The following is a 24,762-nucleotide window of genomic DNA, read 5'->3' as shown; positions in this document are numbered from 1 at the left end:
TCAGGTCACATCTGACACATTCTCTTGAAAAAGAGGGCTTTCCGGTTTTGATGAAGGTGCCTAAACCTAAAAGAAAAACCAAGGTTAAATTCCATGATTCATACTAATGACCGCATCATCAAACATAAGACCGGATTACTAAATTTGGCAGAAGAATTTAGCAATATATCCAAAGCTTGTAAGATGCTGAGTATATCGAGAGACACCTTCTATCGGTACAAGGAAGCCGTTTTTTGGTGGCAGCGTGGATGCTCTTTTTGAGAAGAACCGGCGTGTACTCAATCACAAAAATCGTGTTGATATAGTTATTGAATAGGCAGTTTTAACCTATGCCCTCCAGGAGCCTGCCCTTGGGCAGGTTTGAGTTTCCAATGAACTGCGTAAACGCGGTGTGCTTGTGACCCCTAGTGGTGTTCGGGGTATCTGGTTACGGCATGACCTGGCTAACTTCAAATTGCGATTAAAGGCACTTGAGGCCAACGTAGCTGCAGAGGGGCTGATCCTCATATAGTTACAGGTTCAGGCTTTGGAGAGAAAACGGCATGGTGATGAAGTTTGTGGTGAAATTGATACTCAACACCCAGGTTATCTGGGCTCGCAGGATACCTTCTATGTAGGAGCATTTAAGGGCGTTGGACGTGTTTATCAGCAAACCTATGTCGATACATATGCAAAGGTAGCTCATTGCAAGTTGCATACTACCAAAACACCAATCACCGGGGCGGGCCTTCTGAATGATCGTGCGCTGCCGTTTTACGCCATGCATGATCTACCGGTGCTGCGTATCCTAACTGATCGTGGTACTGAATATTGTGGAAAGTTGGAACAGCATGACTACCAGCTATATCTAAGTGTGAACGAAATAGAACACGCCAAGACAAAAGCCAGGCATCCGAAAATCAACGGCATCTGTGAGCGCTTCCATAAAACGATTCTACAAGAGTTTTACCAGCCTTCATTACGCCGCAAGATCTATGGATCAATAGAAGAGTTACAAAGGGATCTGGACGAATGGCTCGTATGTTACAATAGTGAGGGTACTCATCAGGGTAAAAAGTGTTGTGGCCGCACACCGATGGTAACACTTGAGGATAGAAAAAGCGTCTGGAGGGAAAAATTTGTAAACTGAATTTGACCTGACAGAACACCTTCTGAAAAACCGCTAACTGTCAGATCAAGTCTGAATTACTACACATTAATTTTGCGGGATGACTCTACCTGTTAATATGGAGTTCCCTTCTAATTCGGCTGGGCTTTCTCTTTTGTGGGATACTTTCTTAGTTTATTTAACTGGCAAGGTCGCTAATAAATATAATTATCCACAATCCACCAAAAATAGAAATTACTTTTCGATCCTGTGCTTTTGGCTAGCTCTTTCATTTCACTAAGGCTATGTCTATCGAAGTAGCTCTGATCCAAAATTACCCCTAGGGGATTGGTTAGGGTGTTCAAGTTTTCTCGTGGATCATCTTCGAGCAACAATAGTTCAGCATTAAAGCCTGTGGAAACGGAGCCCACCTTATCGCTAATACCCAGTGCTTTTGCTGGGTGATGGGTTGCTGCTCGCAATACATCATTAACAGGGATCCCCACCTCCACTAATCGTTGCATTTCTTGAATAGTGCCCAAGCCATTGGGCGTATAGAAGGTTCCGCCGTCAGACGCTATCATTATCTCAACACCGGCTTGGTTTAGCTGCTTGGCCATATCCCCGAAAATGTTGGATTTACCCTGCCAATCCTGTTGCGCTTTAGCGCTATGTATCCCATTAACCTTCTGCTCACCCATTGCTTTTATCGCGGGATGATTGAGCTCGAGATCATCAGCTATGCTGTGCCAGTAATCTGGTCCAAGCTGCGCGATCTGTGCTACGTTGTCATATACGATTAAAGTAGGGCTAACTGGTACGTTGCTATCTAGTAGTTGCTGCACAATTTCATCGAAGCTCTCCTGCTGATAGTCGTAGTTCAAATGTGCCTGAAAGATCATTTCCACATGCTCTAATGACTGCGGTTTAGCCGATAAGTATTCATTGAGAGTAATACCAAAAGGCGGGTGGCCAGCTAAAGGCATGCCGAGCTTCTTCGCTTCATCAGCTATAGCGAAGAAAACCTCACGGAATAAACCGTCATAAACTTTAACTTGCTGGTACCCCTGTTGATATTGCTGGCGAACCAGCTGGCGAGCCTCTTCTTTACTACCAATAAACTTGTGGTGTCGGCCACTGGCATAGTGGGAATGTTGATTTACAGGTGCACCGGATAACACCATATGAGGGCCGGCTATATCCCCAGTATCGATCCATTTTTTGAGAATACGCTGAGGGGAATTGCCAGCCATAACTCTTGTGCGAGTGACTCCGTGCGCTAACATAGCTAATAGATCGGATCGACCCCATACATGGCTGTGCATATCGATTAAGCCTGGCATCGCATATTTACCCAGGCCATTAATCCTCAGCTCGCCTTCAATCTCAGGTATTACATCTCTAGTTATTTGGGCAATTCTTCCACCTTGAATGACGAGGTTTTGGTTACTTGCGGCTGTATTATGCTGGGTGTCGATGACTGTGATATCGGTAACTACAATACGAGCATTCTTTTCAGCTAACCCGTAGGAAGAGGGAGGGATGTACCATGCACATCCCCAAGATCCGAGCGCAGCAACGCTAATGAACACTAAAATAGCTACAGCTGCTTTCCATGAACGAGCAAAATAGGAAGATAACTTCATAATGACCTCTTGTGAATCAAAGAGGCCAAAATGCCAAAATTATCAGCTTCTAGCGTCCGAAATCCAGATTTTGCACGTCCAAAGTAACCATTATTGGGGGTTTTCTGCTAAATACTGACTAGGAGTCATCCCAAGGTGGCGCTTAAACAGGCTGTTGAAGCTGGATTTAGAGTTAAAGCCCGCTTCAAGTGCAATATCGAGGAGACGAACTTTTTTGTCCGAATCACTCTCTTTTGCTGAATCAAGTTGCGAAACTACATCTGCCAAACGCTGAGCATTAACATAGTCATTAAAGTTACCGCCATAGCCCTGATTGATGGCCCAGGAAACATCTTTCTCTCCAAGCCCTGTATGTTGTGCCAAATCCCGAAGGGATAACCTTGGCAGGCGATAGAGCTTTTGACTATGAACCTGTTTGTTAAGCTCTTTGAAAAGTGTATCTGCCTGAGTCGTTTCGTTAGTTTTGCACTTCCCCTTATCACAACCCTCTATTACGGATATGCCCAGGGCTTGTTCACCATCCGTTAAACCCGCAAATAGCTGCGGTTCCCTAACTGCGCGAATTACAAGCGAAGCAACAATCAAAAAATAGCTCAGCTGCATAACAAGGTACCATCTGAGCAAAAGAGAAATGGGTAAGTAAGGTTGCAAGTTATGCCGCACTGCATCCACCAGTGCAACGCCAACCAGAACCCATAGGATACGCTTAACCCAATCAGCTCTCAATTTGTTAGCATCGGAGCGGTTTTGGGGCAAGATATGTTGATATCGAATAAGCGCTTTTATACTTAATGAGAAATAAACAATCTGACTTAAAGTACCGGCCGCTAAAACCCACTGAGGCCAGTGATTAAATAATAAACTGATTGCTGCTGGTGCTAAGTGCACCCAGTGTTTACGTTGTTGTTGATAACTGGCGGATATTAATTGTGCAACTACGGCAAAAAATAATGGGCCCATCAATAATGAGAATGAAGGCGTGATTAAATAGCCAAGATTAACTACTTTCGTTTCTTCTACAAAATTAAATGTCATCAATAATGCAGTGGCGCCTAACAAGTATTGCATTGCTGTAAAACGGTTTTGCGCCCAAAGTAATGCAATACCTAGAATCGATAGGGTGATAAAGGCTATCTGTAAAAAATTAGATGCGGAGTAATTTACCATGTTTGCTCAAATAACAATCTATAAATCGATAAGCAGAATTTCTTAAAGGTAACATCGTTCGAAGCTTCCTGTATTTGATCATACTGGGTGACTACTTATGGAGCCTATTAACAAACCTACAGGACCTGAAGGGGGGAATGCCACAGTTGCTGCGTTTCAACCAGGTCATTTTCGGTGAGCTGTGCCTAACATCTGAAGCCTTCAAGATCCGCAGGGGTATTATGGAGCTATTCAGAGTCTCCCTAAGTGTAACTTCCCAAAGTATGGGGCGGAGTGAAGCTGAGATCGATTACTCGAAGTACACGAATATACCTCTGCTTGTTGCGAGTCTTATTCAACACGACAAAAATATTCTCTAAACTCCCATTTTGTTACTGGCAATGAGTAGCAGTTATTTTCGTATTTTAAAATCCGTGTCTCATCAGAAGTGGGGAGTTCGTCGTAATATGTGATACGAATCGTATCGGCACTCAAGACTTCGATCGTATGTGGTGAAAATGTCAATACCTCCGGCTTTTCCCCTATGATGTAAGTTGCAAACGAATCTACTCGAACTACATTCACGAGACGCCCAAAGAAATTGGAGCGGAAGAGCATTTGGGTTTTCTCGGGTATGTCCTCCACGTTGTTCATGCTGGCTAAAGTCTTTTTTTCATTTGATTGCCAAGTTCCCACATAGAAGAGGTTTTCATCTGCTATGACAAATGGTGTAAAAATAAGTAATGCCAAAGTTAAATATAGTTTCATGTTTTTATTTTTAACATTTGTGCCGCAGTAAATCTGATCTTTATTATCCCGATTGTTATCTTGGAATCAATTGGAGTAAAAACCGGAAGACCTATGTAGGAGTAGAATGTGGTAGCGATCCGGTCCGATCGTACCAGGTTCAGGCGCTATAAATATAAAGATGTACAGTAAAAAAGGCTTCAGGGATGCTGAATGAATCGTGTGTTAGGTCGGCTGGAACCTAATGATCCATGATTTTGAAAAAATAATCGAAGTTTTAGAAGATCTATTTCAGTCGCTAACTGTTTAAGCTGTAGCAACTGCAAATGTGTAGAAGCTGGCAGGTAACGCAAAGATATTTTGGGGTAGGGGGGGGAGTAAATTGAGGGCAGGGAGAATGGCTGCGGGCAATCCCGCAGCCATCGGGACTTATTTCCAGTTCAGGATAACCTTACCGGATTCACCAGACCCCATGGTATCGAAGCCTTGTTGGAAGTCATCGATCGAAAACTGGTGAGTGATAATTGGGGTTAAATCCAGACCGGATTGAATCAGGCTGGCCATTTTGTACCAGGTCTCAAACATCTCACGGCCGTAAATACCTTTGATCATCAGGCCCTTAAAAATAACCTGCCCCCAGTCGATCGCCATTTCACCTGAGGGGATACCGAGCATGGCAATTTTGCCCCCGTGGTTCATTGCCGCGATCATATCGCGGAAGGCGACGGGTACGCCGGACATCTCCAGGCCAACATCAAAGCCTTCGCTCATTCCCAGCTCGTTCATCACATCGCTGAGATTTTCCTTGGCAACGTTTACGGCACGGGTAGCGCCCATCTTGCGTGCCAGTTCCAGGCGGTATTCATTGATATCGGTGATAACTACATGGCGTGCGCCAACATGTTTGGCGACTGCTGCGGCCATAATACCGATAGGGCCGGCGCCGGTAATCAGTACATCTTCGCCCACCAGGTCGAAAGACAGGGCCGTGTGGACCGCATTACCGAGGGGATCGAAAATAGAGGCGAGATCGTCAGAAATGTTATCCGGGATCTTGAAGGCATTGAGCGCGGGGATTACCAGATACTCTGCAAAAGCTCCGGGGCGGTCGACACCGACACCGTAAGTGTTGCGGCACAAGTGGCGGCGGCCGGCGCGACAGTTGCGACAGTGGCCGCACGTAATATGGCCTTCACCGGAAACACGGTCGCCTACCTGGAAACCTGCAACTTCCTGCCCCATACCGACGACTTCACCCACATATTCGTGGCCTACCACCATAGGGACAGGAATAGTTTTTTGAGACCATTCATCCCAGTTGTAGATATGCATGTCGGTACCGCAAATCGCGGTTTTGTGAATCTTGATCAGCAGGTCGTTGTGGCCCGGTGTGGGGATTTCCACATCGGTAAGCCAGATTCCCACTTCAGATTTCAGCTTGGATAGTGCTTTCATTGTTTTTAAAACTACAAATGGCAGGGCGCGGTGCCGCTCCGGTGAATTCCTTGTGAGAATTACCGTATCAGCACCGCTGTTTGGTTTAGATAATATTCAGTTCGCGGCCAACTTCAATGAAGGCATCGATACACTGGTCGAGCTGCTCGCGGGTGTGGGCGGCGGACATCTGGGTGCGGATGCGGGCCTGGCCCTTGGGCACTACCGGATAGAAGAAGCCCACTACGTAGATACCGCGCTCCAGCATCTTGTCAGCCATTTTCTGCGCCAGGGCAGCATCGCCAATCATCACCGGGATGATCGGGTGGTCGGCACCAGCCAGGGTAAAGCCGGCTTCGGACATACGCTTGCGGAAGTATGCGGAGTTGTCGCGCAGCTGTTCACGCAGCTCGCCGCCTTCAGTCAGCATATCCAACACTTTCAGGGAGGCGGTGACGATCGCCGGGGCTACAGAGTTGGAGAACAGATAGGGGCGCGAACGCTGGCGCAGTATGTCGATAATTTCCTTGCGGCCAGAAGTAAAGCCGCCGGAAGCGCCGCCCAGGGCCTTGCCCAGGGTGCCGGTAATAATATCGACGCGGTCAATCACATCGCAGTATTCATGGGTGCCGCGGCCGTGGTCTCCGAGGAAGCCCACTGCGTGGGAGTCGTCCACCATTACCAGGGCATTGTATTGGTCGGCCAAGTCGCACACGGCTTTGAGGTTGGCGATAACTCCGTCCATAGAGAAAACGCCATCGGTGGCGATCAGTTTGGTCTTGGCGCCAGCGGCGTCTGCGGCTTGTAGCTGCTTCTCCAGTTCCGCCATATCGTTGTTGGCGTAGCGGTAGCGCTTGGCTTTACACAGGCGCACGCCGTCGATGATGGAGGCGTGGTTGAGGGAGTCGGAGATGATGGCATCTTCCGGGCCCAGCAGCGTTTCAAACAGGCCGCCATTGGCGTCGAAGCAAGAGGTGTAAAGAATGGTGTCTTCGGTTTCCAGGAACTCAGATAGGCGCGATTCCAGCGCTTTGTGAATGTCCTGGGTGCCGCAGATAAAGCGCACCGATGCCATGCCGAAGCCGTACTGTTCGAGCCCCTCTTTGGCTGCTTCAATCAAGTCCGGGTGGTTGGCCAGGCCCAGGTAGTTGTTCGCACAAAAATTCAGTACCTGGGTGTCGTTGTTCACCTGGATCTCAGCGGCCTGCTGGGAGGTAATAATCCGCTCGCGTTTGTACAGGCCGTCTGCATCGATCTGTTTGAGTTCGCTGCGCAGGTGCTCAAAGAATTGTTCTGGCTTTGACATGGTATTGTTTTTAGCTCCTGTCGGGTGCTCTTGGCACAGGGTAACGGGCGCGAGCTCGCGGCGCCTGTTGGTTCTACTTTATCCCGCCAGTTCGCAGGCCTCATGGGCCGAAATAGGGTGCTCACTGGCGCGGCAACTGGTGGCAAATTTTAATGCCTCTTCGGCAGTGTCGAACAGTAGTTGCCACAACAACTGACGATCACCTCTTCTCACCGCGCGTACTGCCGTGTGGCTTCTTTGGCTGGCGATTTGAATTTCGATAATGTCTTTACTGGAAAACGGTGATTCGGACATGGTCCCTCCAATGGTAAAACTATGGAGGACTGACGTGGAAGCGGCGAAGTGATGTTCGCTAATCCGGTTGGTTTGCTCTGGTAGAGCCCCATCCTCCCCGCAGGCCTTGTGTGCCGCAGAGAGAGAACCACCTTGCCCCGGTCGGCAGGTTGGCGTTGGCGTCAGCCACTCTCGTGATGTGCGAGCAAAGATAACGGGGAGGGGATTAGCAGTCAACAGTACCGCCCCCATTAGAGGGCGGTGCAGAAGTTTATGCGGGAAGCTGCACGGATTTCAGTTCGATAAACTCACCGAGACCGGCCTCACCAAACTCGCGTCCGTTGCCGGAGCGCTTGTAACCGCCGAAGGGGGCGTCGTAGTTAAACTCACCGCCGTTGACAAAGCACAGGCCCGCTTCAATGCGACGAACGATAGGCATGGCGCTTTCGGCGTCTTTAGCCCATACGCCACTGGACAGACCGTATTCGGTGTCATTGGCAATGGCGACGGCTTCATCCATATCCTTGTAGGGGATCAGGCAGGTCACCGGGCCAAAGATTTCTTCCCGGGCAATGGCCATATCGTTGTGAACGTCGGCAAATACCGTGGGTTTCACATAGAAGCCTTTATCCAGTTCGGTGGGTAGATCGAGGCCGCCAGTCACAAGGCGGGCACCTTCTTCGATCCCTTTCTTGATGTAGCCGCGCACGATTTCCAGTTGGCGAGCGGAGGATAGGGGACCCATAAAGGCATTGGCATCAGTGCCCATGGCCACTTCTTCAGCCACCTGCTTGGCAACTTCCACCGCCTCTTCATAGTGCTCAGCGGGAACCAGCATTCGAGTGAGTGCGGTGCAGGTTTGGCCACTGTTGATGAATACATCTTCGCAGCCCCAGCGAACCGCTGCTTTAAGATCCGCATCCGGGGTGATAATCAGTGGCGATTTGCCACCCAGTTCCTGGGTTACTCTTTTAACCGTGGGTGCTGCAGCCTTGGCAACTTCAACGCCTGCACGGGTGGAGCCGGTAAAGGACACCATATCGATTCCCGGGTGCGATGACAGCTCTGCACCGACGACCGAGCCAGCACCGGGGATCAGGTTAAATACGCCCGCAGGAACACCGGCTGCTTCGATAATCTCCGCCATGACGAAATCCTGTAGCGGAGTGGTTTCCGAAGGCTTGGTAATCATGGTGCAGCCCGCTGCGAGAGCCGGGGCCACTTTGCCGACAAATTGGTGCAGAGGGTAATTCCAAGGGGTAATAAAGCCACACACGCCAATCGGCTCCCGGATTAATACCGAGTGGGCCGCCTTTTCGGTCTCTTCCATGATTGAAGTGCGACCGGCGTAGTAACGCATGGCGTAGATAGGGCCATCCACATGTAACCAACGGGTGATATGGGCGGGGCAACCCAGGGTTTGTGAGATCGCCTGGATCAAGTCTTCCTTGCGTTCTTCCATACCGTCAGCAATGGCATTTAGCAGTGCTGAGCGCTGATCTGCGCTGGTATGGCGCCACTTGCGAAAGGCGCTGCGGGCAGCGGCAACGGCAATATCCACATCCTCAGCAGAGCCTTCCACCACCTGGCAAATCATTTCTTCAGTGGCGGGGTTGATCACAGGATGGGAACTGGTGCCGAGGGGCTCGCGCCACTCACCATTGATAAACAGTTTGTCGGTATGCAGCTTGCTGAAATCTGTCATGTCACGCTTCCGTTTGCTTCGCGCCAGTTCAAGGGGCGGTGATTTCGATAATTGTTGGTGTTTTGCGTTGCAGGGCTTCTGCGACTGCCGTAGCTAATTGCTGTGGTTTGTCGATGCGACAACCTTCAGCGCCAAAAGATTTTGCCAGTGCGACAAAATCCGGAGTGCGAAGATTAACACCTTCTTGAGGTACTTCTGCGGCATCCATAAAGTCGCGAATCTCTCCATACCCGCTGTTATTCCAAACCAGTATTGGCAGGGGCAGTTGCTGCTCTACTGCAACGGCCAGCTCACCGAGAGTAAACATCAGGCCGCCATCGCCGATCAAGGCAACTACATCCCGCTCGCTGGATAACTTGGCCCCGATCGAGGCGGGCAGGGCAAAGCCCAGCGTGCCGTAACCGGTGGTACAGGTAATATGGCTGCGAGGGTGGTACAGCGGCAAGGCGTGGTTAGTGTTATAGGCCAGTTGTGTGGAGTCGGTAACCAGAATTCCCTCATCGGGCAGGGCTTCGCGCAGAGCTTCAACCCAAGGGAAGCGCTCCTCAGAACCTTCCCACCACTCTTTGCGGCAGTTACTGATTAATTGTGAAACTTCCTCTTCTGCGCGCTGTTTTGAGCTCTCTTCGCACTGAACCAGGGCTTCGCTTAATTGCTGAAGGCTTTCTGCTGCATCCGCGCAGATGGCCAGGTCCGGCTGGGCGTTACAAACCAGTTGAGCCGGATCAATGTCGATGCGGATCAGCTTGCCTGAGAAAGCGTAATCCTCTTTCACCAGATTGCGATCGGTTTCCGAAAGCTCTGTGCCAACGGCCAAGACCACATCGGCAGCTTCTACTCGCTCACGCACGCAGTCGAAACTGAGATTGGCTCCGCCACACAGAGGAAGTCTTTCATCGACAACGCCTTTGGCGGCCAGAGACAGGAAGACTGGAGCTGCAATTTTTTCTGATACCTGTGTTGCCGCTTTTCCAGCAGATTGCGCGCCACCGCCCAGGAGAATCACCGGGCGTTCGGCAGCTTGCAGCCACTGGGTAGCAGTCGCGATAGTTGTCGTGTTGGCTGCCGGTACCATGGCATTGGGTGCCGCGCGGTAATCGTCCAGATTGCCGGACATAGGCGCCGGGAATAAATCGATAGGGATTTCGATATGGACAGGGCCGGGGCGGCTGGATTGCAATAGCTGGAATGCCCGTGCCATCACTTCCGGTAATTGTTCTGCCTGGGTCAGGGTGTGCTGCCAGATACAAAAGCCTCGACTGGCATCGCTTTGGCGGGGTAGCTCATGCAGGCGCCCACGGCCCATGCCAAGGTCTTCCCGGCGATTGACGGCGGAAATAACCAGCATAGGAATTGAGTCTGAGTAAGCTTGCGCCATCGCAGTGGCTGCGTTGGTCAGCCCCGGCCCAGTGATCAGGAAACAGACACCGGGCTTGCCGCTGGCGCGGGCATAACCGTCTGCCATAAAGGCGGCGCCCTGCTCATGCCTTGGCGTGATATGCATCAAGTCGCTACCGGGCAGGCCGCGATACAGTTCAATGGTATGTACGCCGGGAATCCCGAAAACTTTTTCTACCTGGTATTCGCGCAGCAGGCGCATCAGCACCTGGGCGCATGTGGGCGCAGAGGACATAAGCACCATTTTCCTTATTCGTGTAAAAATGCAGTGAGCCTAGCGGCCCACCAAAAGCCGTGCAAGCACCCGCAGAGTCTGCACCTTCACAGGCAATATCGCAGGAAAATTGAGATTCACCCGGCACTGCGGCAGGAAACTTTGTACGCTTGGGTTACTTTGCCTGCCAGTAGATTTTGAGGAATTTGACGAGGTGGCTGCCGCACAATAGCCTTCCGGCACTTCGCTGAATAAACTTTGAGCTAGAACAACCGAGGAAGTATCACCATGGAAATCGATCAATGGCGTCGGGAATACCAAATGGGTGGTTTAAGGCGCTCTGAATTGAAGCCGACCCCCGTGGAGCAGTTTCGCAAGTGGCTTGCAGAAGCTGTTGAGGCAGAATTAGTTGATGCCAGCGCCATGTGTCTTGCCACCACTAACGCGGACGGGCACCCCTCGCAGCGGATTGTTTTGCTGAAAGGCTTCGATGAGAAGGGTTTCGTTTTCTATACCAATTTACAGAGTGACAAGGCCCGAGATATGGCCGTTAACCCTCAGGTGTCGCTGTTGTTTCCCTGGTGCCGTCTCGAGCGGCAGGTGATTGTTTATGGGAAGGTGGAGCCCGTTTCCCGCGAGCAGGCAGAGGCCTATTTCCAGTCGCGCCCCCTGGATAGCCAGTTGGCCGCGTGGGCTTCGCACCAGAGCCGGCCGCTTTCGTCCAGGGAGGAACTGGAGCAGCAGTTTGATAAAGAGAAGGCTCGCTTTGCCGGTAAAACAATTCCATTGCCAGAATTTTGGGGCGGTTACTGTGTAGTGCCCAATGCTGTTGAGTTTTGGCAGGGGGGTGAAAATAGATTGCACGATCGTTTTATTTATCGCAGTGAAGAAAATGAAAGCTGGAATATAGAACGTCGCGCCCCCTAATTTTCATATTTATCTTTTCGTGGCCCAGCCCTTTGGGCCACAACTAACCGCTTAATCACGTTTCACTTTGTGAGTACCTATCCCCTGATATTGTTTTATAGCGGTGTCTTATCTGGCAATTTGTGGTCAAGGCCGCTTAGAATAATGCGCCATAAATATAGCTAAAACTATTGTCTTAAAAATTCTATAGATTCGATCGTTTTTGCAATTCGAATCCAAGGGTAGGTAGGGGAAATATGGCCATTATTGGTATCGACTTGGGAACCACTAATAGTGCTTGCGGGGTACTGACCGACGAGGGGGTAAAACTAATCCCCAACCGTTTGGGTGAAATTTTGACCCCGTCAGTTGTGGGGCTTGATGATTCTGGCACATTGCTAGTCGGCAAAACGGCTAAAGAACGTCTTATTAACCACAGTGGTACCACTGTGGCTGCGTTTAAGCGCTTGATGGGCACTGACCACAAAGTTTCCCTGGGGAAACAGAAATTTAGTGCAACAGAACTCTCCTCGTTAATTTTACGTGCGCTCAAAGAAGATGCTGAAACTTTTCTTGGTGAAGAAGTAACCGAGGCGGTAATCAGTGTCCCAGCTTATTTTAATGATAATCAGCGCCATGCCACTAAGTTGGCAGGAGAGCTTGCGGGATTAAAAGTAGAGCGCCTTATTAACGAGCCAACTTCGGCTGCCATTGCTTACGGTTTACATGACAAGCGCGAAGGAAACTTCCTTATTTTAGATCTTGGGGGTGGCACCTTCGATGTTTCCATCCTGGAATTTTTTGATGGCATTATGGAAGTTCATGCCAGTGCCGGAGACAACTTCCTCGGTGGAGAGGATTTCGTTGAGGCAATGATCGATGATGTCCTGGCTGAGTTTGATATTAAGAAAGAGGCTTTAAGCCCTCGCGATTTGCAAAACTTATATATGCAAATGGAAAGCGCCAAACGTCGAGTTAGCCAGCAGCCTGAGCAAAAACTTGAATTACAACTTGATGGGCGCTCCCTGCAGTTCCAGGTGACCCCAGAGTGGTTTGAAAAACTCAGCACCCCCCTGTTGTTAAGAGCGAAACGGCCAATTGAGCGGGCAATGCGCGATGCAGATTTGCCCCTACAGAAAATTGATGAAGTGGTATTGGTTGGCGGTTCTACGCGCATGGCCCAGTTTCGTTCAATGGTTGGTCGAATGTTTGGCCGTCTGCCAGCCTGTCATTTGGACCCGGACACTGTCGTTGCGATGGGAGCAGCTATTCAGGCTGGCTTAAAAGAAAGGAACTCAGCACTGGATGATATTGTCCTGACTGATGTATGCCCTTACACCTTGGGAACAGGTGTTATCAATGAAGATAATCCGCAGCTCGGTGCTTACTTTATGCCTATTATTGAGCGCAATACCGTTGTGCCAGTTAGTGTTGTAAGGCGGGTTTGGACTGCTCTGGATAATCAGACGCAGTTGTGTGTCGATGTATACCAGGGAGAAAATCGCCTGGTGAAAAAGAACGTTTACTTAGGTGAGCTAACAGTTCCTGTGCCTAAGAAAGCAAAGGGTGAGGAAGCGGCTGACATTCGTTACACCTACGATATGAATGGGCTTCTGGAGGTGGACGTTACTGTTGTCTCAACAGGGAAAAATTTCAATAAATTAATTGAATTCACACCGGGCGCTCTTACCGAAGTACAAAAAGCTGAAGCTTTGGAGAAATTGACAAAGTTAAAGTTCCACCCAAGGGAAGATGAAAAAAACCAGGCAATTATCGCTCGTGGCGAACGTTTATATGAGTCGAGCCTGGGGGAGCAGCGGGAGTATATCGCCAGACTGCTGGCTTCGTTTGATAGTGTGCTTGAGCGACAAAACCCTACAGAAATCACCAAAGCGCGCACAGAAGTCGGTGAAATTCTGGATCGGTTGGATAGCGAGGACTGGATTTAATGAACCCTTGGGCAGTCCTCGACATTACCCCTGTCAATGATGCCAGGGCTATCAAGCGTGCCTACGCAAAAAAGTTGAAGCAAACACGCCCAGATGAAAAACCTGAGGAGTTTCAGGTTTTGCACTCTGCGTATAGGCAGGCATTGCAGCTTGCTGAACAGTTGCAGGAAGAGGAAGAAGCCGATGTAGAATTGGAGAGTAGTAATCTCGGCCTCTCATCCAGCGAATTATCATCTGAATCACTCCCTCTTGAAGCGGAAGATCCTATCGTTTCCACCGCTAGGGTAGATCAGGCTGAAGATGATACAAACGATACCTTAGCGGTAGAAAAAGCCGAAAGCCTTTCAAAGCCGGAGCCTTCGGTATCAATTGAAGAGAAAGAGGGGGGGAGGACTGAATCAAGTGTTCAAAGCGAAGCAGCTATACCTATCTCGGAAGAGCAAGCGGTATCGAAACAGGAAAGAGACTTGCGGATTGAGGAATATCGGCGTGTCCTCAAACAGGTAGACGTAATTCTTAGCAGTGATGCCGAGCTTAACGATGAGCGAAGATGGTATTTTCTCGGCAAGAGTTCGCATATGCTGGATGAGGAGTACAACTGGAACTTGGGGCTCTCAATCTTTGATCGTTTTGCCCGATTGAATCAGTCCGGTCAAGAAAAGGAGGGGGAAAAAAAGCCCAAAAGGATGGTTTCCGTAAACGTCCTACAGTACTGCGATAGTTTGTTTGATTGGAGGGGAAACGCACCCTACCTATACCAATCGTTGGATGAAAAACTATGCGATAGCTTGTTCGGAATCATGGAAAATCATGAGTCTGAGATCGATCCACTACAGGGGCTTCGCGGAGGGCGCGAAGTCATAAGGGCCAATAGTGAGGAGTTGGTCGAGAACTACGAGCAGTATTATTTTGGCCATTTATTGGCCAGAGGTATAGCTGTTGTTCTGGATCTATTACTGCTTTATGTTGTTATTGGCTTTCCAACTTCAATTGTTTTTATGGCCGCTCTCGATAGACCCGAAAGTGAGGCAACTCTTCAGGCAGGCGGAATTTGTATTATTGCGTACTTGTTCTTTACTTGGATATTGGACAGTTCTAGATTCCAGGGTACTCCGGGTAAATACTTAATGGGGTATCGCGTTACTAACCGTAATTTCAAGCGCATTGGATATGGGCATGGTTTATGGCGGGTTGTTAGTTTTGTTTTATGTTTGGCGCTTGGGAAGATCGGTTGGTTTATCAACTGTTTTCTCGGGGGCAACTTGATTCATGACCGGCTTAGCAGGAGCCATGTAGTTAATATGCGTAAAACCCGAGAGGAGTATTTGCGTCGCTAGACTAATACTTAGTTCAAGAGTGGGGGTTTACCCACTCTTTTCTTATATATTTACACTTCAGTCTGATTTATAAGCGCTTTGGACTTAAGATGATAAAATATGCTGATAAAGAGGTATTTGCTAATGGAGGTGGCGTCTATATCTACCAAAAGGTAAATGCAGACTAGCTATTGGTAATTGAGTCAAAGTGAAAAAGATTTATTTTTAATATACAAAAATAAAAAATCTCAGAATGCAATTACAGAAATGTTGGAGGTGGTCGTCGCCGATGATTCCGATATTGAAACGTACATTAAGGGTGGTAGTCCTTTTGAATATTATTTTAGTGACCATATGAGTGATGCTGTGAAGGGACAATTTAAAAATGTATTCAAGGACACTACTAAGGCGAGTAATTTGTTTGCACGTAATCCAGATTTATTTATATCTCATGGAATCACCTCACCACAACAGTTTGTGGATTTTGCCAGCCAGGGGCAATTAAGAAATCATCCGACATTTATGGATTTTGTACATTAAGGTATATGCACTAGATGTTTATAAAGTTATCTGAAATAAAAAATGTTAGGAGAGGTTGTTCTTTGGTAGATGGAGTTTTAATCTATCAGTCAGAGAAAAAGGTAGTGCAATATGACTTGCAGAGTGAAAGTGTCATAAATGAGTTATCGGTTGCAGAAAATTTTAATAAGTTTATACAAAAAGATAATTTGCTTGTCGGTATTTCATGCAGTGGGTATAAGTTTTTTGATGGTCAACTACTCGGAGTGAAATCAGTACCAGTTAAAAGTGGGATTGGTAATTTTAATCTTTACGCAGATAACTTCATTGTGGTGGCGACTGATTATGACTATTCTCTTTTTCAGGCGAAGGTTGGCATTCAGGATGTATATCGAGATAAGCTTCTCTGGGAGTCCAATTTTGGAGAGCTTATAGAGATTGAGTTAAACAAGGCCTTTACGGTATCGCGCAAAGGCGTTAGTAGGCGTGATCTAAAGACGGGTGAGGTTAAGTGGTCTGTAGACCTGGCTAGTGATAAACATCTTCCTAGGTTAATTGGGGCAAGTAGCGAAATTGTCATATTTGCCTTTAAGGCGGCTAACAAAGTAATTGCCTTTGATCTCGAAACAGGAAGTATTGAATGGAAGATAGATACTTTCTCGGGTGGGTTAAGGGTTGATGAAGATAAAGGAACCCTTCATCAAATGTTAACTAGTTACGCAGCTTTTGATTTGTTAAGTGGAAAGTTAAAGGATAATTATCAGGATAAGTCATATTTTGAATCAGTGTGCATACATTCACAAAGGGATGGTTATATCCTTGATGGTAATCATATAATTACAACAGATCGCAGGCTAGGGGCTATTGGTGCATTTAATATAGTTAGTCATAAGTTTGATTGGCTTTATAAAGAAGATGGAGTTAGTTTTCCAGGAGCTACTTCTATGATTTTTAGAGAGCCTTATTTGTTGGTTTATGATCATAGAGAATCTTTGCATATTTTCAAAAGAACGTAATTGTTGAAGTGTGGCTAGTAATTGTTAGGGATGAAACTTTGCCTGGGATTAGGTTAAATACGATTTTTCGATGAGTTTGGGAGATCCTGGGTATGCCCAGGCTCTCCATACACTGGTAACTCTGAAGAACAGATTAGGTGATTTTATTGTTGCCGGACCATAGAGAAATCTATACTCTCTGGCCTATTCGATAGGTAGAATGATTTTTGATTGGCCAATTGTTTACAGCTAAGGCTTTGATCATTAGTCAATTGTCTAATATAGGCTATTAGTTTTGTAATATCTCAGATCGATCTGTAGTGTGCCACTACAGCTGGGAAGGGTTATTTTCTTGTGCGTACGATTTTGTGAAGCAGTCTTTTGGGGGTTATTTCATTCTTAATCAATATTGTGTTACTAAAGGGTAAAATAAGTTTATTAGAAAGAATATTTTCTAGGTAGTACCTTAGCCTTAAAGACCTTTTCTATCCCTCGATCATAGCCTGGATTAACAACACTACCGTGATTCTCGTTATCAAATACACGTTTTCTTAGGGTAAGGCTATTGTAGTTACGGGACTTAAGTCTTTTTACTAGTTGAGAGAAGTCTTTTACTGCGCAAACTGAGTCGATTTCACTGCAAGTCTCCTCACCACCAATAAATAAATACACACTTTTTCCTAAATCGGCATTGCGTTCTGCATAGGCCAATTCACTATCTAAAATTTGCTTATCGGCCCACCAAATACTGGGGCTTCCAATAACATATCGGTCAAAGCTATTGGTGTGGTTAAAAAGTGCATGGAGAGCTAGAAGCCCACCCAGGGAATGGCCCACAAGGGTTTCGTCTTCTTCGTTACCTTTAAAATTATTATTGATAAAGGGTTTGAGTTCCTCTTCGATAAACTCAAGAAAGTGATCGGCGCCTCCACCTAGTTCAGCACCTTTGATCACACCAGGCACGGGGGTAAAATCCATTACTCGCTGGGCGAAATTCGGGCTGTCAAAAGCGTGGGAGATACCTACCAGAATTACAGGGGGCATTTTGACATTGCCAAACTCATCGGGAACCTGTTCCTGAAGAAGGTTAGGGGCTGTCATAGGGAAATGCAGAAAGCCATCGGTCATATAAATGACTGGATAGCGATCGGTGTTTTCCGGCGTGTACGAGAGAGGTAGCATTATGTCAATAACGTACTCACGCTCTAGTAAATCAGAGTAAAAGTTGTAGGACAGTATCCCCGTGCGGGTGAAAGTTGTGGGTTCGGCACTGCCGGCCACTGCCAGCTGGCAACAGGCACTAAGAATACCTATCACTAATAATCTAATTATTTTCATTGCTATCCCTGAGGGGCGCTGAAACTTACCTGTTATCGCCCTGCTTACTAGAGGTATCTATATGGAAGCCTAACAGATAGATAAAGGGAATCGCTAGCTGGGGAGGGGGTTACTGCCGCAGGAATCACTCTGCATAGCAAGTTTTTGCCCAAGAATTGGTCGTGATCACAGAAATAGGGATATTGCGCGTGGGAACCACGTCCACTGAAAAGAGGATGGCAGGAAGGGGATTTCCCCTCCCTGGTTTAGGCAATGACGTTTTTAGTGTTATATAGGTGCTGGGCCATCCGTAGGGAGCCGACTTCACCGGATCTTCCCACTAGTTTTGGTGCAACGATATACCGTTCAATATTACTTTCTGAGACTTGGGGAAAGTAACCACCGGCTAAGGCTAGGAATTTTTGTCTTACACGGTTGAATAGGTGCGCCTGTATCATCACTCCACCCCCCAGTATGATCCGCTGTGGTGAGTAGCAGCTGGTAAGGTTGACACACATAGTGGCCAGATACTCCGCCTCCAGGTCCCAGGCCGGGTGGTGTTGTTCGAGGTGTTGGCCACGCAGTCCCCAACGCTCCTCTATCGCAGGACCTGAGGCCAGTCCTTCAAGGCAGTTGTTATGAAATGGGCAGTTGCCTTTAAAAGAATCCTTTTGGCTGTCTCTAGGCATCAACATATGCCCAATTTCTGGGTGCATAGATCCATTGATCAGCTGCCCGTCGATCATAATGCCGGCGCCGATACCGGTACCGATGGTTACGTAGACAAAATTCTTTACATCTGTAGCGGCGCCGCAGAGGTGCTCTCCAAGGGCGGCGCCATTAACATCTGTATCGAAAGCAACTGGTACCGACAGGGCTTGGCTGAAGTAGCCAGCCATATTGGTATTGGACCAGCCAGCTTTAGGTGTTTGGGTGATATAGCCATAGTAGGCGGATTCTGGGTCCAGGTTTACCGGGCCAAAGCTGGCTATGCCCAGCGCAGAAACAGTGCCGTGGCGCTGACTGCTTTCGTGAAAAAACTGAGCGACCTTGGATAGCGTATGTTCTGGATCGGTGGTTGGGAAGCTGGCTCGCTCACGGATGTCATTAATCCCAGCAGCTACCACACAGTTAAATTTGGTACCACCGGCTTCAATTCCGCCGAGCAAGGTATCTACCGCATTGCCTTGCATTTCCATCCTAATCCGCTCCCCGGGTTACATAAGTTATTCGTATTATCAGTTGATGGTTTCCGAAATTACACTACTGATAGTTTATAGCTGGTTATATTGTTTCTGAAAGAAAAAAACCGAGCGCCGGTGGGGGCCAGACGCTCGGGGTTTGCAAAGCTATGGGCAGAACTGCAAACCACTTACTAGAGTAGGGAAGAACAACGATCAAAAAGCGTAATTGAAACTGACGCTGGTGGAGCGGCCACTGATAGCCCGTCCGCGTACTATGTCTCCAACTTCTGCGTAAGACTCTTCAACTTCGGTAACAACAAATTCATCGGTGAGGTTGTTTACATTAAAGGAAACGATAAGGTCTTCTGTCAGGTAATAAGAACCAAACAGATTGACCAGGACATAACCTTCCTGTTTCAACTGGTTGGAGTCAGAAACAAAATATTCTGTAGACCCTTGGAGGCTTGCACCAAATGTAAAGTCATCGCCAAAGTTATATTGCGGTGTAATCGTGTAAATGAAATCAGCTTGACGGCGCGGCGTATTACCTACGACAGAACTGTCGTTGGCATCTTTTGAAATTTCGGCGTCGGTCCAGGTGAGGTTTCCATTTACGGAAAAGTCTCCATAACTGTAGGCTGCTTCCAGCTCGATTCCTTGGGCTTCATACTCGCGTACAAACGTTAAGCCGCTAGTGATTTCTGCATTGGTCTCTTCAGTGACCGTATTGAAGTAAGTTGCAAAGAAATCCAGATCGCCGGTTGAGAGTTTGTATCCAATTTCCAGCTGGTCCACAGAGTCGAAGCCATCGGTGGTGTCAGTTAGGCTTCCGTCACTGTTGAGGGCGCCGCTAATTTGTAGAAGCCGATCGGCAATTGCTCGACCGCCCTCGCTGTAGCGGGCAAAAATAGCCATGTTGTCGTTGAGAATATAATTTCCACCGAGAGAGAAAGAGGTGTTGTCTGCATCGTAGTCAACGAGCTGGGTGGATCCATTGGCCATTGTGATAACGCCGCCGGTGAATCCAAAGGCATCGGAAGCGCTAGCACTCTCCACATCGCTGATAATACCATCGCCATTCAGATCGTAGTCTGTATCACCACCACAGCAGCTGGAAACCAGGGAGCCTTTGGCATTGACCATATCGTGGCGGGCACTGACATCGAAGGTAAAGTCGCCGATGTCGATCGCCACATTCATATAGGGTGCATAAGTTTCATATTCCAGGTCCCAGGCCCAGGAAAGAAAGCTTGCAGACCAGACCCCATCATCTACCAGTACATCTCCGTTGGCATTGGCAGTTATGGTGAGGTTTTCAGAATTGCTGCCGTCAACAGTTTGAACTAGGGCATTCCAACTATTCCAGCTGGTTTTGATATTTTGGTTGGAGTAATAGAATCCACCGGAAACAACAATATTATCGCCAATTAATTTATCGACTTTAAAGTCGTTAACTATCAGGCCCAAATCGTGTATTTCTGTATCAAAGAGCAGGTCGACATAGGCGAGGCCTTCGGCCTCTTCACCATTGGCATAAGTCACCGTTGTGCCGGCGCTACAGTCTATGGCTTCTCCGCTACTGGCTACGGCATTTGCACAAATGGTATCAGCCATATCCTGTGTGGATTGTGGTCCGTAATCGCCGAAAGTATCGGTAAAGGGGGAAATAAAGCTGCCGCTAACATCAGAAATTCTGAATTTGTCGGTAACAGTCCAGCCATCATTAAATTCGAATTTGGTTTCAAAGCCATAGGCTTCCACCAGTGATTCGATACCGTCGGATAAGTCGCGGGTTACCGGATTGCCGTAGGCATCAAAAGTGGAAATGTATCGATAATTATCGGAATGCAGGGTTTGGCTGCTGGCATCGAAGTTGGCAACCGTGCCGAATTCACCATCGCCTTTATAGGTTACAGGGCCAGGAAGATAAGTTGTTACCCGGTCATCGAGATGTTTGTAATAGAGGCGGACATAACCGTTATCAAACTCTTTGGTGAGGTTGGCCTTGAGTTGGCCGCCGGAATCCCCATCAAAGCCGGTCTCGCGGATGCCTTCCCCCTCTCTTAAAAATCCGCCGACATAGAATCGCAAAGAATCATTCAAGTGGTGGCCATAGCCAAAGTCCAGGCGGGATTCATCGTAGTCCGCACCAAACGAAAGTCCTACATTACCACCTTCTTCTTCGCCGGTATTGCTGATCATATTGATCACACCGCCAGGGGAATTGCTGGCAAAGGTGGAGGCAGAGCCGCCGCGTACGCTTTCTATACGTGCGAGAGAGGAGTCGGTGCGAACAAAGTTGTCAGTGTTACCGAAATTAATATCGCCGTATTCTAATACAGGCAATCCGTCTTCCTGGATTTGCATATATTTGGAGCCGCCAGTTGCCAGGGGAATACCTCTAACGGTGATATTTGCATTGCCGCCGCCACCGGAGGATTCCGCCCGAATACCGGGTAAGCTGCGGAACAGCTCTGCGGTAGAACGCGGGGCGTACTTCGCCATTTCCTCAGTGTCCAGTGCACTAACGGATACGCTGGATTCCATCTTGGTAACCGGTCGGGCGGTTGCGGTAACCATCACCTCTTCAATTTCCGGCATTTCCTCAGCTGTTGCCGTTACCGCAACGCTGGAGGCCATGGCAACTGCCAGGGCTATGGAGTGTGGTTTAAAGTGTTTCTGTGTCTCTGAACCTGCTTGGAAGCCCTCTGCAATCACGGCGCTCTCCTCAATCATCTCTTATGGTTATTAGATTTTTCACGGCCCGTTCTCTGCGGGCTCGAGACTCTCTTCCTGTTACCGCATGGGTGGGACCTCTCCCCGCGAACACATTTATTAAATCACTGTGATTTAATAAAGGCAATACGAAAATTTGCGGAATTTACGCAGTCGAATCAGCGAATAGATAAGTAAACCAAGGGGAAGTAGTGATTTTCGCGGTATCGATCTTTGCTTTTGGTGACAGCGCTACTTGTCTTTCTAAGTAGCACTGGCTGCGGGAGAAGGGGGTACGGGGCAGTAGATGCTTCTGGTGAGCATCTACCTAAGGATTTGGTTGCGATTCCTGCCTGCTAGTCTTTGGCCAATCCCAGTTGTCCATCGTCCATAAACTCGATGCGTTTGGGGTCGCAGATACCGCCGATAAAGTTGCCCTCGGCATCGTCCCTATTAAAAGCCAGCAGATACCAATGTTGGTCCGGCCCCTGGATAACCCGGCCGGAATAGAGTGATCCCTGCTGGTCTGCGCCGATAAAGCCATCTCCAACGACTTCGTATGGGCCATTCAGATCATCGGCGATAAAATATTTTGTGCCAGTCAGTGGTGTACCCTGCATGGATTGTCGATGGGCAGCGCTGTGGAACTTTGTCGATACTGAGCAGAATAAGTAGTAGCGGCCATGGATGTATTCAATTTGCGGTACTTCCATTTCGCCATACCAGCCGGGAGCCAGTATCGGTTGCCCCACTTTCCAGTGAATTAAGTCCGTTGAGCTGGCATAGCCAACTGCGCCACGCCCATCAGGGCTGCCCTGGTTGCAGCGCGCAGTGAGATACATATGGTAGAGATTCTGCGTGGGGTCTTTAACGATCCATGGGTCACGCCAGGATGCATCGTGCCAATATTCAAGGTTCAGGCCATCGTAGAAATTGGGATCTAATTCCACCAGAGGGTTGTTGGGGTGTTTTTCCCAGTGTAATAAGTCCTTGGAAGTTGCCAGGCAGACCCGCTGAACCAGGCCTTTCTCCGAATATTTAGTACCGGTATAAAACATATACCAGGTATCGCCTTCTCTGTGTACACAGCCGGTCCAGGTAGTGTAAGAGTCTGCAGCTTCCTCACTGGCGGTTGCAGTTCGAGGTGAGGGTTTTAATGCATCCTGGAGCGTTGTCCAATGAATAAGGTCCGTAGAAACGGCATGGCCGACAGATACATTCCAATGGCGCAGCTCAGGATCGCCCAGTGATTTATCGGCTTGAAGGTAAAATACATGGTACTGGCCGCCGTCCTGCGCGAACCAAAAATCCCATACCCATTTATTATCGAGATTAAATGCCATGATATTTACCTCATTAGTGCTGATTGGAAATTTGCCGGTGAATTATTGCTTTGATTATTCTTAGGGAGCCCAGAGTTATTTTTATGCTTTTCTGGGGTTCCAATTAAGGCGCAATCAGGTAGATATTCTTCCTGGTATACCGCCCTTTAATAGAACTGTTTTATCCGGTGCAAAAATTGAGTAAAAAGGCAAAATCGCACCGCCTGTGGCGATGGCGTCGACTCCAATTTTTCCACTGACAATTTTGGGCGCAAATACACCTGAAGGTGCCACCTGCTTTATCCTGCGAGAGATCATTTCGACCAGTTCGTCTAATAAAAAGCGGGGTAAATGCGCATCGACAATAATAGCCTCCAGGTCCAGTACGCTGATTGCCGATAGAAATGCATAAACCAGCGCATCTGCACAGTCGTCCAGCCACTCCTGGATCTGAGGGCGGGCCTGGTCCATTACCGTTTCAAGTTCGGAAGTGCTGGTAATTTCGATGCCGCACTCTCGTAAATGTCTGCGCAGCCCAAATAGTGAAGCGCGATTGAGGAGTAGCTCAAATGCTCCTTGATTTTCAGGGGTGCTGCTAAGTTTTGAGCGGGGTACTGGCAGGGAAACCAGGTTGCCCGCATTGCCATGGACGCCGGTTTCCAGACTGCCATTTAATACCAGGCCTCCACCGATAAAGGTCCCGATATAAACGTAGAGAAAATTGGATATGTCTTGGCCATTGCCAAACTGCAATTCGGCAACAGCAGCAGCGGAACAGTCGTTCTCGAAGAAGACCGGCAGATGTGTGCGCTGAGCAACTTCTTCAGCAAAATTAATTTCCTGCCACTGGGCGGCAAGTTCTTCACTCATATTGAGCTCTTCGGTCCAGGCGCCGATAAACCAGGGCATAGCGATACCCACGCCCACTAGTTTCCCTCTGTCCTTAGCGGGTAGGGTATCAGTAAGTGCCTGGAGGCCCGATTCAATTTTTGCCAATAAAAATTCGGGCTCCGGGAATTCAAACTCGTGGCAAATCTTCTTTAGTACTGTGCCACCAAAATCCATTAGTAGCAGCTCGATATTGCGCCGTCCCACCTTGATACCGACAGAGTAAGCACCAGTAGGGTTAATAACGTACATAATCGAGGGTTGGCCTTTGCCGCCCAGTCGGCGCCCCTCTCGCATTACCAGCCCTGCGCTTTCCAAATCATCGACAATCCGGGTAACCGCCTGAGCGGTGAGGTCAGTTTGGCGCGCTAGGTCGGACTTGGAGGCTGCGCCAGTCTTCCGCAGGGTCGTAAGCACCACTCGCTCGTTATAACGGCGTAAACCACTGGAATTGCTACCTTTACCCATCCGTGCCCCCTGAGATGAAACGTGATCTGATCCGGCCACTGATTGTCCGGTTCTATTGTTAAAAGTGTAACTTTAAAGCCTTTGCTTAGTCTATTGACTTCGTTGGCACTAAGATCAGGGTTTATATAACCTATTGATTAATATAGATTTTTTTGTTTGTTGAAGCTTGGCTTTACTTAATTAAATCACTGTGATTTAATTTTTGGCCAAGTTCAAGCAAATCATTC

General features: G+C 48.2%; 18 protein-coding genes, 1 pseudogene and 1 riboswitch. Of the genes and pseudogenes, 6 read left to right on the top strand and 13 right to left on the bottom strand.

The features are described 5' to 3' along the window. Window positions 1–93: 93 nt before the first annotated feature. Window positions 94–1,129, top strand: a pseudogene (locus ACJJIQ_RS13080) (IS481 family transposase). Window positions 1,130–1,302: 173 nt separating this feature from the next. On the opposite strand, the gene ACJJIQ_RS13075 reads toward ACJJIQ_RS13080, so the two are convergent. The 8 genes from ACJJIQ_RS13075 to ACJJIQ_RS13040 all read right to left on the bottom strand — a co-directional run bounded on the left by ACJJIQ_RS13075 (window position 1,303) and on the right by ACJJIQ_RS13040 (window position 10,977). Continuing rightward, the gene (locus ACJJIQ_RS13075) at window positions 1,303–2,733 is read right to left on the bottom strand and encodes an amidohydrolase family protein (RefSeq protein WP_445362123.1); all 1,431 of its coding nucleotides are present in this window, start codon (window positions 2,731–2,733) and stop codon (window positions 1,303–1,305) included. Window positions 2,734–2,823: 90 nt separating this feature from the next. Continuing rightward, the gene (locus tag ACJJIQ_RS13070; RefSeq protein ID WP_445362122.1) at window positions 2,824–3,900 is read right to left on the bottom strand and encodes a helix-turn-helix domain-containing protein; all 1,077 of its coding nucleotides are present in this window, start codon (window positions 3,898–3,900) and stop codon (window positions 2,824–2,826) included. A gap of 330 nt (window positions 3,901–4,230) precedes the next feature. Beyond that, entirely contained in the window at window positions 4,231–4,647 is a 417-nt protein-coding gene (locus ACJJIQ_RS13065; protein WP_445362121.1) for a hypothetical protein, read from the bottom strand. A 408-nt stretch (window positions 4,648–5,055) separates the two neighbouring features. Beyond that, the gene (gene tdh / locus ACJJIQ_RS13060) at window positions 5,056–6,081 is read right to left on the bottom strand and encodes an L-threonine 3-dehydrogenase, zinc-binding type (RefSeq protein WP_445362120.1); all 1,026 of its coding nucleotides are present in this window, start codon (window positions 6,079–6,081) and stop codon (window positions 5,056–5,058) included. 85 nt (window positions 6,082–6,166) lie between these two features. Next, complete coding sequence (locus ACJJIQ_RS13055; protein WP_413665012.1) at window positions 6,167–7,366, bottom strand: glycine C-acetyltransferase; 1,200 nt, start codon at window positions 7,364–7,366, stop codon at window positions 6,167–6,169. A gap of 78 nt (window positions 7,367–7,444) precedes the next feature. Further along, window positions 7,445–7,660, bottom strand: a complete 216-nt coding sequence (locus ACJJIQ_RS13050) for a hypothetical protein (RefSeq protein ID WP_108732493.1) — start codon at window positions 7,658–7,660, stop codon at window positions 7,445–7,447. 58 nt (window positions 7,661–7,718) lie between these two features. Next, a riboswitch (SAM-I-IV-variant riboswitch) is annotated at window positions 7,719–7,845 on the bottom strand. A gap of 65 nt (window positions 7,846–7,910) precedes the next feature. Beyond that, window positions 7,911–9,344: an aldehyde dehydrogenase family protein gene (locus tag ACJJIQ_RS13045; RefSeq protein ID WP_444915999.1), complete on the bottom strand. Its 1,434-nt coding sequence runs from the start codon at window positions 9,342–9,344 to the stop codon at window positions 7,911–7,913. Window positions 9,345–9,372: 28 nt separating this feature from the next. Then, window positions 9,373–10,977: a 5-guanidino-2-oxopentanoate decarboxylase gene (locus ACJJIQ_RS13040; protein WP_445362119.1), complete on the bottom strand. Its 1,605-nt coding sequence runs from the start codon at window positions 10,975–10,977 to the stop codon at window positions 9,373–9,375. A 267-nt stretch (window positions 10,978–11,244) separates the two neighbouring features. Here ACJJIQ_RS13040 and pdxH point away from each other — a divergent pair, with 267 nt between their 5' ends. From pdxH to ACJJIQ_RS13015, 5 genes are all read left to right on the top strand, one after another. Further along, window positions 11,245–11,883: a pyridoxamine 5'-phosphate oxidase gene (gene pdxH / locus ACJJIQ_RS13035; RefSeq protein WP_445362118.1), complete on the top strand. Its 639-nt coding sequence runs from the start codon at window positions 11,245–11,247 to the stop codon at window positions 11,881–11,883. A gap of 236 nt (window positions 11,884–12,119) precedes the next feature. After that, the gene (locus tag ACJJIQ_RS13030; RefSeq protein WP_445362117.1) at window positions 12,120–13,811 is read left to right on the top strand and encodes an Hsp70 family protein; all 1,692 of its coding nucleotides are present in this window, start codon (window positions 12,120–12,122) and stop codon (window positions 13,809–13,811) included. After that, window positions 13,811–15,148 (top strand): RDD family protein, encoded by a 1,338-nt coding sequence (locus ACJJIQ_RS13025; RefSeq protein ID WP_445362116.1) that lies wholly within the window; start codon window positions 13,811–13,813, stop codon window positions 15,146–15,148. Before ACJJIQ_RS13030 ends, ACJJIQ_RS13025 begins: the two co-directional genes overlap by 1 nt. A 177-nt stretch (window positions 15,149–15,325) precedes the next feature. Continuing rightward, window positions 15,326–15,667, top strand: coding sequence for a hypothetical protein (locus tag ACJJIQ_RS13020; protein WP_445362115.1), 342 nt, complete (start codon window positions 15,326–15,328; stop codon window positions 15,665–15,667). Between the two features lie 14 nt (window positions 15,668–15,681). Further along, window positions 15,682–16,662, top strand: a complete 981-nt coding sequence (locus ACJJIQ_RS13015) for a PQQ-binding-like beta-propeller repeat protein (RefSeq protein WP_444905885.1) — start codon at window positions 15,682–15,684, stop codon at window positions 16,660–16,662. Between the two features lie 417 nt (window positions 16,663–17,079). Here the strand turns inward: ACJJIQ_RS13015 and ACJJIQ_RS13010 are convergent, their stop codons facing one another. The 5 genes from ACJJIQ_RS13010 to ACJJIQ_RS12990 all read right to left on the bottom strand — a co-directional run bounded on the left by ACJJIQ_RS13010 (window position 17,080) and on the right by ACJJIQ_RS12990 (window position 24,535). Next, the gene (locus ACJJIQ_RS13010) at window positions 17,080–17,979 is read right to left on the bottom strand and encodes an alpha/beta hydrolase (RefSeq protein ID WP_445362114.1); all 900 of its coding nucleotides are present in this window, start codon (window positions 17,977–17,979) and stop codon (window positions 17,080–17,082) included. Window positions 17,980–18,224: 245 nt separating this feature from the next. After that, a complete protein-coding gene (locus tag ACJJIQ_RS13005; RefSeq protein WP_444912552.1) occupies window positions 18,225–19,157 on the bottom strand; it encodes an ROK family protein in 933 nt (310 codons plus the stop codon). Window positions 19,158–19,355: 198 nt separating this feature from the next. Continuing rightward, window positions 19,356–21,860, bottom strand: a complete 2,505-nt coding sequence (locus ACJJIQ_RS13000; protein WP_445362113.1) for a TonB-dependent receptor — start codon at window positions 21,858–21,860, stop codon at window positions 19,356–19,358. A 353-nt stretch (window positions 21,861–22,213) separates the two neighbouring features. Continuing rightward, on the bottom strand, window positions 22,214–23,200 hold the full coding sequence (locus ACJJIQ_RS12995) for a glycoside hydrolase family protein (RefSeq protein ID WP_445362112.1): 987 nt from the start codon (window positions 23,198–23,200) through the stop codon (window positions 22,214–22,216). 114 nt (window positions 23,201–23,314) lie between these two features. Beyond that, window positions 23,315–24,535: an ROK family transcriptional regulator gene (locus ACJJIQ_RS12990; protein ID WP_445362111.1), complete on the bottom strand. Its 1,221-nt coding sequence runs from the start codon at window positions 24,533–24,535 to the stop codon at window positions 23,315–23,317. Window positions 24,536–24,762 lie beyond the last annotated feature (227 nt).

This window comes from Microbulbifer maximicatervae (SeqCode) (assembly GCF_052468295.1).
The sequence above is the reverse complement of the archived record's forward strand: the minus strand, read 5'-3'. Positions and strand labels throughout refer to the sequence as shown.

Excerpts from the sequence above, each read along its gene's own strand:
- ACJJIQ_RS13030 (WP_445362117.1), top strand. The coding sequence starts at position 12,120 with ATGGCCATTATTGGTATCGACTTGGGAACCACTAATAGTGCTTGCGGG.
- ACJJIQ_RS13025 (WP_445362116.1), top strand. The coding sequence starts at position 13,811 with ATGAACCCTTGGGCAGTCCTCGACATTACCCCTGTCAATGATGCCAGG.
- ACJJIQ_RS13010 (WP_445362114.1), bottom strand. The coding sequence starts at position 17,979 with ATGAAAATAATTAGATTATTAGTGATAGGTATTCTTAGTGCCTGTTGC.
- ACJJIQ_RS13075 (WP_445362123.1), bottom strand. The coding sequence starts at position 2,733 with ATGAAGTTATCTTCCTATTTTGCTCGTTCATGGAAAGCAGCTGTAGCT.
- ACJJIQ_RS13055 (WP_413665012.1), bottom strand. The coding sequence starts at position 7,366 with ATGTCAAAGCCAGAACAATTCTTTGAGCACCTGCGCAGCGAACTCAAA.
- ACJJIQ_RS13065 (WP_445362121.1), bottom strand. The coding sequence starts at position 4,647 with ATGAAACTATATTTAACTTTGGCATTACTTATTTTTACACCATTTGTC.
- ACJJIQ_RS13070 (WP_445362122.1), bottom strand. The coding sequence starts at position 3,900 with ATGGTAAATTACTCCGCATCTAATTTTTTACAGATAGCCTTTATCACC.
- ACJJIQ_RS12995 (WP_445362112.1), bottom strand. The coding sequence starts at position 23,200 with ATGGCATTTAATCTCGATAATAAATGGGTATGGGATTTTTGGTTCGCG.
- ACJJIQ_RS13045 (WP_444915999.1), bottom strand. The coding sequence starts at position 9,344 with ATGACAGATTTCAGCAAGCTGCATACCGACAAACTGTTTATCAATGGT.
- ACJJIQ_RS13005 (WP_444912552.1), bottom strand. The coding sequence starts at position 19,157 with ATGGAAATGCAAGGCAATGCGGTAGATACCTTGCTCGGCGGAATTGAA.
- ACJJIQ_RS13040 (WP_445362119.1), bottom strand. The coding sequence starts at position 10,977 with ATGTCCTCTGCGCCCACATGCGCCCAGGTGCTGATGCGCCTGCTGCGC.
- ACJJIQ_RS13050 (WP_108732493.1), bottom strand. The coding sequence starts at position 7,660 with ATGTCCGAATCACCGTTTTCCAGTAAAGACATTATCGAAATTCAAATC.
- tdh (WP_445362120.1), bottom strand. The coding sequence starts at position 6,081 with ATGAAAGCACTATCCAAGCTGAAATCTGAAGTGGGAATCTGGCTTACC.
- pdxH (WP_445362118.1), top strand. The coding sequence starts at position 11,245 with ATGGAAATCGATCAATGGCGTCGGGAATACCAAATGGGTGGTTTAAGG.
- ACJJIQ_RS12990 (WP_445362111.1), bottom strand. The coding sequence starts at position 24,535 with ATGGGTAAAGGTAGCAATTCCAGTGGTTTACGCCGTTATAACGAGCGA.
- ACJJIQ_RS13015 (WP_444905885.1), top strand. The coding sequence starts at position 15,682 with ATGTTTATAAAGTTATCTGAAATAAAAAATGTTAGGAGAGGTTGTTCT.